Source organism: Cellvibrio sp. 25HG11W-0 (assembly GCF_057815475.1).
The window spans coordinates 559009-570339 of sequence record NZ_CM174230.1 but is presented as its reverse complement, the minus strand read 5'-3'; the positions used below and the strand labels follow the sequence as shown (position 1 = coordinate 570339).

General features: G+C 50.6%; 9 protein-coding genes. 5 read left to right on the top strand and 4 right to left on the bottom strand.

The window, feature by feature from the left end; all coding sequences use genetic code 11:
- Positions 1-8: 8 nt before the first annotated feature.
- Positions 9-497: a hypothetical protein gene (locus tag AC0KUT_RS02500; RefSeq protein ID WP_488833270.1), complete on the bottom strand. Its 489-nt coding sequence runs from the start codon at positions 495-497 to the stop codon at positions 9-11.
- Between the two features lie 554 nt (positions 498-1051).
- On the opposite strand from AC0KUT_RS02500, the gene xdp1 reads away from it, so the two are divergent.
- The 4 genes from xdp1 (at position 1052) to AC0KUT_RS02480 (ending at position 5004) form a co-directional block, all read left to right on the top strand.
- Entirely contained in the window at positions 1052-1819 is a 768-nt protein-coding gene (gene xdp1, locus AC0KUT_RS02495) for an exosortase-dependent surface protein XDP1 (RefSeq protein ID WP_488833268.1), read from the top strand.
- Positions 1820-2013: 194 nt separating this feature from the next.
- Entirely contained in the window at positions 2014-2784 is a 771-nt protein-coding gene (locus AC0KUT_RS02490; protein WP_488833267.1) for a ThuA domain-containing protein, read from the top strand.
- A 157-nt stretch (positions 2785-2941) separates the two neighbouring features.
- Entirely contained in the window at positions 2942-4444 is a 1503-nt protein-coding gene (locus tag AC0KUT_RS02485) for a phospholipid carrier-dependent glycosyltransferase (RefSeq protein ID WP_488833266.1), read from the top strand.
- 2 nt (positions 4445-4446) lie between these two features.
- Positions 4447-5004, top strand: coding sequence for a PA14 domain-containing protein (locus tag AC0KUT_RS02480; protein ID WP_488833264.1), 558 nt, complete (start codon positions 4447-4449; stop codon positions 5002-5004).
- A 98-nt stretch (positions 5005-5102) separates the two neighbouring features.
- On the opposite strand, the gene eutC is transcribed toward AC0KUT_RS02480, so the two are convergent.
- The 3 genes from eutC to eat form a co-directional block, all read right to left on the bottom strand.
- Entirely contained in the window at positions 5103-6041 is a 939-nt protein-coding gene (eutC, locus tag AC0KUT_RS02475; protein ID WP_488833263.1) for an ethanolamine ammonia-lyase subunit EutC, read from the bottom strand.
- The gene (locus AC0KUT_RS02470) at positions 5933-7330 is read right to left on the bottom strand and encodes an ethanolamine ammonia-lyase subunit EutB (RefSeq protein WP_488833262.1); all 1398 of its coding nucleotides are present in this window, start codon (positions 7328-7330) and stop codon (positions 5933-5935) included. Before AC0KUT_RS02470 ends, eutC begins: the two co-directional genes overlap by 109 nt.
- A gap of 111 nt (positions 7331-7441) precedes the next feature.
- Positions 7442-8803, bottom strand: coding sequence for an ethanolamine permease (gene eat, locus AC0KUT_RS02465; RefSeq protein WP_488833260.1), 1362 nt, complete (start codon positions 8801-8803; stop codon positions 7442-7444).
- A 752-nt stretch (positions 8804-9555) separates the two neighbouring features.
- On the opposite strand from eat, the gene AC0KUT_RS02460 reads away from it, so the two are divergent.
- Positions 9556-11292, top strand: a complete 1737-nt coding sequence (locus AC0KUT_RS02460) for an endo-1,4-beta-xylanase (protein WP_488833259.1) — start codon at positions 9556-9558, stop codon at positions 11290-11292.
- Positions 11293-11331 lie beyond the last annotated feature (39 nt).

Below are 11331 nucleotides of genomic sequence, written 5' to 3'. Positions count from 1 at the left end.
CACAAAAGCTACTTGGATGCTTTCCAGTCGGCAGCGGTCAGGCTCTGCTGGGTGCCGAAACGCTGCTGATCAGCAGCCGTCGCCGCCTCCTTACATTCACCGCGAATCCATAGCTGGTAGCGGGATATACGCCTATCCAGCTCAAAAAAGCCTTCGCGACAATAGCCTGATTGAGCGACAACGTAAGCTGCATTTTCCTGCAGGCGCTCATAGGTGCCACGGCTCACATCAACTCCGCCGCGCTTGGGCTCGCCAGCAAAACCACCCTCGCGCGCCAAACGCACATTGCTGGGAATTTCCCCTTCCGGCCATATCAGTTTGTAAGTAAACATCTTGCTGGTATTAGGGCGAATCTCAACATCCAAGGTTTCCACCATACGCGTTTCCACATAACTACGCCCCGTAGTGCCGCAGGCGCTCAGCAAGCCCCCCAAAAGCGCACCAATTACAAGCAGCACCCAAGGCTTTGGCGATAAGCACCCTGCATATCCATTCATGACATTAACCTCATTTATTTGCTTGCTCTTCGACATCTACCGACCACCCCAACAAAAATACCTGGCGGCCACTATACCCCTCTTCAGACATCTCATCATGCCCACTCTTCCTGCACCCAGCAACAGACAAGATGCTAGAGCTTCAATCTATAACGCACCCACCCAACAGCCATGCATAGCCACATCAGTTCACCGATAACATCCGGCTAATTGACCCGTACACGACAATAGAGTTCGCGCGAGCAGCACCACAAAGAAGGCGGCAAACAACCTAAGGGCAATTCGCTACCCCCCTAATCCCCTCAAATAAACCCAACTTAAACACCTAAGAATGAGGAAAATTGATTAATTTAGTTCTATCAAAAACAATAATTGACGCGACAAAAGAATAAAAACCTACCGCTGGTCGAATACCTCTCAAAGACAAAATATTCAGATTCACAAAACACAAAGTATTCACTAACATTCATCGGCTGTATCTACACCAATCCAGACGACAACATCACTCCCACCTAAAATGGAAGCATCATCAACTTCGCATAGGACTCACCATCATGCGTACCATCAGCTCACTTTTTATCATGCTCATCGCAGGCCTAAGCCTTAACGCTTTTGCCAGCCCAATTAATATTAATTTGGCGCCGAATACCATCGTCAACGGCTCCTATGCCAATCAGCTCAATTACACCAGCGGCACCACTAATCTCGCGGTGACAGGCTGGTCTAACGGCACCATCACCACCAAAACCTGCACCCAATACAAAAAAAATGGCAGCTGTAAAACCTGGACCAACATCACATCGGTTGATCCCAAAATAGAGCAGAGCGTTATGGGCAAGTGGGTTGGCCTAGGCGTAGAGCAAGCCAACTCGCCTAACCATGCTATAGACAACGAAAAGGGCGACTATGACATGCTGCTGCTGTCCTTCAATCAGATCGTAAGCCTCATGAGCTTGGATATTGGCTGGTTTCAAACAGATGCTGACGTTTCTGTCCTAGCCTTTACAGGCACCAGCTTTAGCGGTTCACTCGTCGGAAAAACCTGGGCCAGCCTATTGGGCGACTGGAGTGTTGTAGGCAATTACGACCGCAATGGCACTGGCAGCTTTGCCATTAACAACGCGGGGCTGACCTCGCAATACTGGCTTGTAGGCGCTTACAATTCAGCCTTTGGTGGGAATCTCTCCGTGAATAATGACTACTTTAAACTGCGCGGGCTCAGCTTCGAGCTACCCGTACGCAAAGTGTCTGAACCTGGCTCCCTCCTACTTTTGTTGGTGGGCCTAGTCGGTATCGCAAGCCTGCGCCGTCGCGCGCACTAAACACAAAACTTAACACTAAAAAGGGCGCTTCGGCGCCCTTTTTTATTGTTCAATGGGCGAGTATTACTTAGAGAACTACTTTGATAGAACACCGCGCTGATTCATTGGCGCAAACTAACGTCAAGGCAACCAGAGCCAAAGAGCCCCCCGCCCTGTCACCGCAATCCATAAGCGACAATAAAAAGGTAAAAACTATGCGCAGCAGACTTACATTACTGTTAATCGTGTTCAGCTGGCTTGGCAGCCTTAGCCTCAGCGCTAAAGCCGAGCAATTTAACGTGCTCTTATTTACTAAAACCAACGGCTGGCATCACGAATCTATTAATGAGGGGGTCACTGCCATGCGCGCCATGGCACTGCGTCATCACTTCACCCTCGACTGGCACGAAGACCCGAGCATATTTAGCGATGAGAAACTGCAAAAATACCAAGCGGTCGTTTTCCTGCTCACCACCGGCGATATACTCAATGACGAGCAGCAGGCGGCTATGGAACGCTTTATTCGTGCAGGCAAAGGTTATGTCGGCATACACAGCGCATCCGACACCGAATACGACTGGGATTGGTACACCAAAATGGTGGGGCGTACATTTCACATTCACCCGCTCATTCAAACGGCAGAGTTGAGCGTCATCGACCGCAAGTTCCCCGGTGTGGAGCGTATGCCCAACCAGTTTTTATGGACCGATGAGTGGTACGAATTTGGCGCAGAGCGCATCAAAGGCATGAACTACATTCTCAGTGTCGATGAAAAAACCTATGATCCCGCTGCCGACTGGGGCACAAAAAAAGGCACTGGCATGGGCAAGTTTCACCCCATCGCCTGGTATCACGCGTATGATGGCGGCCGCGCTTTCTACACCGCACTTGGGCATTTGCCGGCAACCTATAGCGACCCGCTGTTTTTAGAACACATCTATGGTGGCCTCTACTGGGCGGCGACGGGCAAGGGCATACACAAGTAAGGCGTTCGTCAAATCAGCGAATTAGTCATTGATCGAAAACGGCGACTAGGGTTTACTAGGCGCCGCATTAAAAAATCATAATAACAACGCAGTAGTTATAACAATTTACTAATTGGCTCCCTGCCAATTCAATATCACAAAAAAATAAGCACGCATTATGAAAACATTTCTCAAGACTAACTCTCGTTTTCTCTACCCGCTCGTCGTACTGCTGCTCTCCATCAGCATTTATTTCCCCTTCTACGGCAGCCCTCAATCGATGTTTTGGGATGAGAACTACCACGTGCCCAATTCGCAAAAATACATCGACGGCGTCATGTATATGGAGCCACACCCGCCGCTGGGCAAATTACTCATGGCCGTGGGTGAAGTATTCTTTGGCGGCAACGAAAAAATCGACAAGTCGGCGCTCGACAACACCGACTACCTCACCGGTGACGCTGCCCCCAAAGACATGTCTTACAAGGGTTTTCGCTGGCCGTCTGTCGTTTTGATGATGATATCGGTGCTGTTCTTTTACGGCATACTTAAGCGCATCACCCAGCGCGAATGGCTTGCTGCAGCCTTCACCTCCATGGTTATTTTTGACAATGCGCTGGTGATTCACACCCGCGCCGTGCACCTCGATGGCATTCAGATATTTTTTATGCTGGGCGCCCTTTACTACTTCACGCGCACAGTCACCAATTTTATACAGCAGCAAATCGCCATCAAGTGGCAGCACTACGCCATTCTCGGCGCGTTAATTGGCTTGGGTATCACCGTCAAGGCAACCGCCGCCATATTACTGTTGCTGTTTGTAATGCTCTATGGGGTCGATCAATGGGCCAACATCAAAGCGTGGAACTGGCAGGCACTGGCCAAACGCCTTGCACTCACAGTGCCCGCAGGTGTTATCCCGGTCGCACTGGTATTTTTTAGCGTGTTTTATATGCACATTGGCCTAGGCTCTAAGGTCATGCCCGGCCACACCTACAAGGCATCGCCAGAATATTTAAACCTTATTCGTAGCGGCAAAAGCTGGGCACCCCAAACCTTTTTCATTGGCATGGCAGACAACTGGAAATTCATGTCTGAATACGCTGATGGCGTGCCCCATTTGGATGTCTGCAAAGCCGATGAAAACGGCAGCTTTGTCACCGGCTGGCCCTTGAGCAAAAAAACCATTAGCTACCGTTGGGATCGCAATGTAGTCGACGGCCAAGTTATCGTTAATTACAAATACCTCGTGGGTAACCCCATAGTGTGGTTCTCAGTACTGGGCGGCATTTTGCTTTCGGCAGGCTTAATCTTAGGTCGCTTTGTGTATGGCAACCCCATCAAAGATGAACCCCTTTTTCTGTGGATATGCGCCTTCACCAGCCTGTACATTTGCTACATGATTGGCATTTTACAAATTGATAGGGTGATGTACCTCTACCACTATTTGGTGCCATTAATATTTGGGGCACTCAACTTAGCACTGGTATTTACCTATATCTTCCGCGACGAGGTTATCGCCAACAACAAACACACCATAATCAATGTTAGCTTGTTCGCCTTGTTAGTTATCGGCGTCTTTGCATTTTTCTCCCCCTTCACCTACGGCTTTGGTCTCACTGAAGATCAATTTGAATTGCGCAATTGGTTCAGCTTTTGGAAATTACAGGTGGTGAGATAATCATGAAACTAGTCGTCAATAAAAATAGCGTTTTCTCCGCACTCCTCGCCGTCACTGTTGTGCTTATAGGCGTGCGCATCACCCCGATTCATGTGGATCAGGTGGTAAAAGTCATCATCAGTAAGAATGGCTCCAGCATTGGCAACATCTATCAAGAGCGCAATATCACCAGCACCAAAGAGGTGATGGTCGACAATTTAAATCTTTTAGAAAAGGGTCGCTTTGGCCACGCCAAGCTGGGCAACATTGCCGATGCCTCAGAAGACTTTTTTGTCGATGTAGATCACAGCATCACTGTCACCAAAGCAGACAACTATCGCTTTATGCTCGGCAGTGATGACGGTTTCTCGCTGGTGATAGACAACAAATTACTCTGCGATCACACCATCGACCGCCCCTTCACAGTACAGCCCTGCTTAATTTATCTGAGCGAAGGTAAACACCAAGTTCACATTTCCTATTTCCAAGGTTATGGCAACTCTGGCTTTACAGTTGAATACGCGCGCGGCGATGAAAAACAACACTGGTTTGGTGACGACTCCGACAGCGTGAAATTCTAATCAAACACAAATAACGTTTAGATCTTAACAATAAGCCTGCGCGCGCTGCGCGCAGGTGCCTCAAAAAATTCCCCCGCACAACTTACAATCCCGCCGCACTACAATAAATTGTGATGATCATTCACGGCGATCTCGCGCGCATCACTTTCATCTTTTAATACCACGCCACTGGCTCCTATGCGCATAGCCGCCTGCGCCAGCCAGATTAATTTTTTTGCTGCGGCGGCGTAACTCAAACCCTGCGGCCTTATATTAGAAATACAATTGCGGTCCGCGTCGCTACAGCCAGCGTGCGGTTGGTAGGTGAGATAAATACCCAAGCTATCGGGCGAACTCAACCCTGGCCGCTCGCCAATTAATATCGCTACCATTTTAGCCTTGAGTATTTCAGCAATAGGATCGCCCAGCGCGACCCGCGCCTGAGTTGCTATAACGATGGGGCCGAGCGACCAATGGGCGGGCAGTTGCTGTTGAATTTCTGCAATCAATGGTGCGGCGTGATGCCCTATGGCGAGCGCCGAAAGACCGTCACCCACCACGATTAAAAAATCTATTGGCCCCTGCTGATACTGCTGCAAATCAACTCTGCTCGCATCACTTAATTTGCGCCCGTAATCGGGGCGCAACAAATAGGTGGCGCGATCATGCACCTGGCTGGTGACACAAACACTCGCTAAACCCTGTGCCCGCAGTTGTTCCATGAGCCGATCAGTATCCAGCGCGAGGTGCACCGCATCGCGCGCCATGGCATGAGCCATTCCAAATGCTAAGACTTCTGCTGTCGGCAGGCTGCTACCCACTCGCCCCAGCGCAATGCGCGCATCGGTAAATCGTTTTAAGGATTGCCAAGGATCCTGCACGACCGTTTCATTTGGCGCTGTTTTTGGCGCTGTTTTTGGCGATAGATTTTTCTGTGTCGTTGCCGCGCCTACATCAATTTGAGCAGCTGTGGCGGTAGGCTCTGCAGCATGGGGTGTTGCGCGGGAATCGCTTGCACCTTGCCCTGCGCATCCATAATGTTCATTTTTTTCAACCATTGTTCAAACTCCGGCGCGGCTTTTAAGCCGAGTAATTTGCGCAAATAGAGAGTGTCGTGAAATGAGGTGGTTTGATAGTTGAGCATAATATCGTCGGCGCCGGGAATGCCCATTAAAAAAGTAAGGCCAGCACTGGCGAGCAGTGTCATCAATGTATCCATATCATCTTGATCAGCTTCGGCGTGATTGGTGTAGCAAACATCGCAGCCGAGCGGCAAGCCTAATAATTTTCCGCAGAAGTGATCCTCAAGGCCTGCGCGAATAATTTGTTTACCGTCATACAAATATTCGGGGCCGATAAAACCCACCACAGTATTGGTTAGCAGCGGCGAGAGATGACGCGCAACGGCATAGGCGCGCGCCTCGCAGGTTTGCTGGTCAACGCCATGATTCGCCTTAGCCGAGAGCGCTGAGCCCTGCCCCGTTTCAAAATACATGACGTTGTTGCCAACCGTGCCACGTTTAAGTGATAGCGCTGCGGCGCGCGCCTCTTCCAAAAGTGCAATATCGATTCCAAAGGTTTTGTTCGCCGCCTCGGTGCCCGCAATAGATTGAAACACCAAATCCACTGGCGCACCCTTTTCAATTAATTGAATCTGATTGGTGACGTGAGTGAGTATGCAAGACTGTGTCGGTATAGCGTAGTGCTCAATAACCTCATCCACCAAATGATAGAGATCCATGAGCGCAGGCAAGCTGTCAGTCGCGGGGTTAATCCCAATCACCGCATCGCCTGAACCATAGAGCAAACCATCCACGAGGGATGCAGCGATACCGCGCGGGTCATCGGTGGGGTGGTTGGGCTGCAAGCGGCTGGAAATATGCCCCGGCAATCCAATCGTGTTGCGAAACGCGGTAATCACTGAACATTTTTTGGCGACCAATATTAGATCTTGATTGCGCATCAGCTTGCTCACCGCTGCCGCCATTTCTGGGGTTATGCCCGCGGCGACGCGCGTGAGTGTAGCGGTGTCGGTAGTATCGAGCAGCAGCCAGTTGCGAAAATCGCCTACCGTTAAGGCGCTGATTTCGCTAAAGGCCTGAGCATTGTGGCTGTCGATAATTAAGCGGGTCACTTCATCGTGTTCGTAGGGAATAAGCACGTCTTGCAAAAATGTTTTGAGCGGCACCTCTGCCAAACACATGCGCGCTGCCATGCGCTCGGCGTAGGTTTCCGCCGCCAAACCCGCGAGAAAATCACCCGAGCGCGCGGGCGTCGCCTTAGCCAGCAACACTCTAAGGCTTTTAAAGTGGTAGGTGTGCGAGCCAATGGAATGTTGATAGGCCATGAGGGTTCCTAGCGCGACGTCGCTGTGAATCGTAACAATAACTATATCTGGAAAAGCATCTGTAATTGAAATATCTGGGACTGGTAAAACACCAGCCCCAGTCTAGAGGGTTTAGGCAGCCGGTGTAATGAGATTATCCAACGATGCCGCACGCTTGTGCGACGTCATACTGAAATAAATAAAGGCCAGCACCATTAAACCAAAAAACATCAGCGCTACTTGCAGGTTGAAATAAACCATAGTCACCAAACTAATAGCCGCTAGCGTCAAGGCGATAGCGGGGAAAACAGGGAACCCCCAGGCGACGAAGGGGCGCTCTAAGTTGGGCTCCTTTTTGCGCAGCGCGAACAAACTCAGCATAGACACTATGTACATCACAATTGCGCCGAATACTGCCATGGTGATGAGGTTGGCGGTGAGGGTCATGCCGTTTAATTGCACATCATCGCTGAGAATGGCCGCTATACCCACCAGGGCGCCGGCGATAATCGCGCGGTGCGGTGTGTGAAATTTTTCATTCACGGCACTGAAATAGCTGGGCATAAAGCCCGCGCGCGCGAGTGCAAAAATTTGACGTGAATAGCCTAAAATAATGCCGTGAAAAGACGCGACCAAACCAAATAGACCAATCCACACCAGCATATGCAACCAACCACTGTTGTCACCCACAATCATTTTCATGGCCTGCGGCAAGGGGTCATTAATATTAGAGAGCGCTTTCCAGTCACCCGCACCGCCTGCAAAAATCATCACCCCAAGCGCTAAAACCACCAGCGTTAATATACCGGCGATATAGGCGCGCGGAATAGTGGTGCGCGGGTCCTTTGCTTCTTCGGCGGCCATAGCAACACCTTCAATCGCCAGAAAAAACCAAATCGCAAAGGGTATGGCAGCCACTATGCCGGAAATGGTGGCACGGCTAAATTCAGTTTCCCCCGCCCAGCCATCGGCAACAAAATTCGCCATAGAAAAACCGGGCGCTACCACGCCCATAAAAACTAATAACTCGGCGATCGCAATCACCGTCACAAACAGTTCGAAGGTGGCTGCTATGCGCACGCCAACAATGTTGAGCCCCACAAAAATAGCGTAGGCACCTATGGCAAAAGATTTGGGGTTAACATCGGGAAACTGCACATTGAGGTAGGCACCTATGGCCATGGCAATCGCAGGCGGGGCAAATACAAACTCAATCAGCGTGGCGAAACCGGCCAAAAATGCCATCTTGGGGCCGAAGGCGCGGCGCGCATAGGCAAAGGGGCCACCGGCATGAGGAATTGCGGTGGTCAATTCCGTAAAGCTAAAAATAAAGGTGGTATACATCAGCGCGATAATCAGTGTGGTGACCAAAAAACCGAGCGTACCGGCAGTCGCCCAGCCGTAACTCCAACCAAAATATTCCCCTGAAATAACCAAGCCAACGGCCAGGCCCCACAGGTGCCAGGTATTCAATGAAGATTTCAAACTGCTCATAGCCTTACCCTCTGTATACGTCGTTTGAATGGGTCAATCCGGTTGCGATGATCGCTGCTGGTGCAGCTGATGGAGTACAGCATCTTCTATACCAAAGGTTTGAAAAAGACTTATGCGACGAGAGAGGATGTAAAAAAAACTTACATAAGAATGAACAGAGATTACAACCAATTGATTTGATTATAAAAAGAAGAATGGTGCAGCGCAGTTCACAGCAAACTTTTCTGACCTCATCTTCAGCTTTAATAGCCGTTGATTTTCGCCATGCGGGAATTGCCAAGCGGTAAAGCACCAAGTTGGCACCTGCATTATCTTTTCACATTAAATAACTGCGCCAAAAAGAGTAGATACTTTCCATTATGGGAGCGTCTAACGACAGGTTTATATGATGTTCTCTTCTTTTATCACGCGGTGCTTTTGAGTAAAGCTATTGATCAATACTATTTAACAGAGCGATTAGACAGATCTATTACACGCTCTATTAAAAACCACATCTTCCAACTACTTTTGTGACCCACCGCGCCGGAAATCACTTTATGCCATGACAAGCAAACCGCCGTAGATTATTATGTGACCAGCTTGCACACTAGCAGGCTAGCTGGGCAGTCGCACGGATTTGGATTGGGCACAAAAAATGCCATAGCTACAAGACAGTCATTTGATAGCTACAGAATAATTACAGCGGCCAACCAACCTCCCCTGCCAACAAACATCCCCTAACAATAACCTCTAACAATAAAGAGAATCACTTCATGAAATTTCTATTTCAGTGGCAAGGTATTAAACACGCCCCGCGCAAACTGGTGCTGGGTACACTTATCGCGTTTGGCGCGCTGAGCAGTATTAACGCTCAGGCGCAAATGGCCAATGGTCAACAAAAGTTCCTCGGCAATGTGATTGCAGGCTCCGTGCCGAGCAGCTTTTCTACGTACTGGAATCAAGTGACGCCGGAAAACTCCGGCAAATGGGGCTCGGTGGAATCCACGCGCGGCACCATGAACTGGTCGCAACTGGACACCGCCTATAACTTTGCGCGCAGCAACGGCTACACCTTCAAGCACCACACCTTTGTGTGGGGTTCGCAAGAGCCAAGCTGGATTGGCTCGGTAAGCCAAAGCGAGCAAAAAGCAGAAATCGAAGACTATATGAAGCAGGTCTGTACCCGTTACCCGCAAATCGATTTTATCGATGTGGTTAACGAGCCATTACATGCCCCTGCGTCTTACCGCGCAGCGCTGGGCGGCGACGGCAGCACCGGCTGGGATTGGATTATTTGGTCATTCCAAAAAGCGCGCGAGCTGTGCCCAAGTGCCAAGCTGTTAATTAATGAGTACGGCATTATCAATGATGCCAACGCACTCAATAACTACAAAAAAATCATCAGCTTGCTGCAAACTCGCGGCTTAATTGATGGTGTCGGTATTCAGTGTCACCAATTCAATGTGGACACCTTGGCGGCTTCCACCATTAAAACCAACCTCGACAGCCTAGCCGCTACGGGCCTACCGGTTTATGTGTCAGAGCTGGATATTACCGGCGACGACCAAACACAACTGGCGCGCTACCAAGAGAAATTCCCCATTTTTTGGACTCACCCCGGCGTAAAAGGCGTGACCCTGTGGGGCTATGTTCAAGGCCAAACTTGGAAAGACAATACGCACCTGTACAACACCAATGGCACTGAACGCCCCGCGCTGACCTGGATGAAGGGCTATGTGGCAGGCACTGCATCGAGCGCCAGCAGCGCGGTACGCAGCAGCATCGCACCGAGCAGTGTACCCGCCTCTAGCATTGCGCCAAGCAGCACACCGCTTAGCTCGGCAAGAAGCAGCGTCGCACCAAGCAGCACCCCCAGCTCCACCGCCAGCGGCACCCAATGTAATTGGTATGGCACGCTTTACCCGCTGTGCGCCAACAGCGCGAGCGGCTGGGGCTGGGAAAGCAACAAAAGCTGTATCGGCAGCACTACTTGCAGCGGCCAACCAGCGCCTTACGGCATAGTAGGCTCGGCAGCATCCGCTGCCAGCAGCATTGCACCTTCATCGTCTAGCCGCAGCTCTGTTGCACCTTCAAGCACGCCCGCGTCAAGCATGCCTGCATCAAGTGCGCCCGCGTCCAGTAAACCAGCATCAAGCAGCCCAGCCAGTTCAGCAGCGAGCAGCGCAGCAAGTTCGGTGGCGAGCACCGGCGGCGCCTGTAGCTACGTGGTAACTAATGAGTGGAACGGTGGCTTTACTGGCGCGATTCGCGTGAAGAACAACGGCACCAGCGCAATCAATGGCTGGAACCTGAGCTGGAGCTATAGTGATGGCAGCAAAATCACTAACTCATGGAATGCGACTGTAAGCGGCTCTAACCCTTACACCGCCAGCAACTTCGGCTGGAATGGCACCATTCCGCCAGGCCAAACGGTTGAGTTCGGCTTCCAAGGCACCAAGGGTTCTGGGGCAGCATCGCAACCCACCGTCACCGGCGCCGCCTGTAACTAAGTTTCATCAGGCCTAAATGCAAAAAGCCAAGACCGCGAG

Coding starts and splice junctions, on each gene's coding strand:
- eutC (WP_488833263.1), bottom strand. CDS start 6,041: ATGGTTGAAAAAAATGAACATTATGGATGCGCAGGGCAAGGTGCAAGC.
- AC0KUT_RS02470 (WP_488833262.1), bottom strand. CDS start 7,330: ATGGCCTATCAACATTCCATTGGCTCGCACACCTACCACTTTAAAAGC.
- xdp1 (WP_488833268.1), top strand. CDS start 1,052: ATGCGTACCATCAGCTCACTTTTTATCATGCTCATCGCAGGCCTAAGC.
- AC0KUT_RS02480 (WP_488833264.1), top strand. CDS start 4,447: ATGAAACTAGTCGTCAATAAAAATAGCGTTTTCTCCGCACTCCTCGCC.
- AC0KUT_RS02485 (WP_488833266.1), top strand. CDS start 2,942: ATGAAAACATTTCTCAAGACTAACTCTCGTTTTCTCTACCCGCTCGTC.
- AC0KUT_RS02460 (WP_488833259.1), top strand. CDS start 9,556: ATGAAATTTCTATTTCAGTGGCAAGGTATTAAACACGCCCCGCGCAAA.
- eat (WP_488833260.1), bottom strand. CDS start 8,803: ATGAGCAGTTTGAAATCTTCATTGAATACCTGGCACCTGTGGGGCCTG.
- AC0KUT_RS02500 (WP_488833270.1), bottom strand. CDS start 497: ATGAATGGATATGCAGGGTGCTTATCGCCAAAGCCTTGGGTGCTGCTT.
- AC0KUT_RS02490 (WP_488833267.1), top strand. CDS start 2,014: ATGCGCAGCAGACTTACATTACTGTTAATCGTGTTCAGCTGGCTTGGC.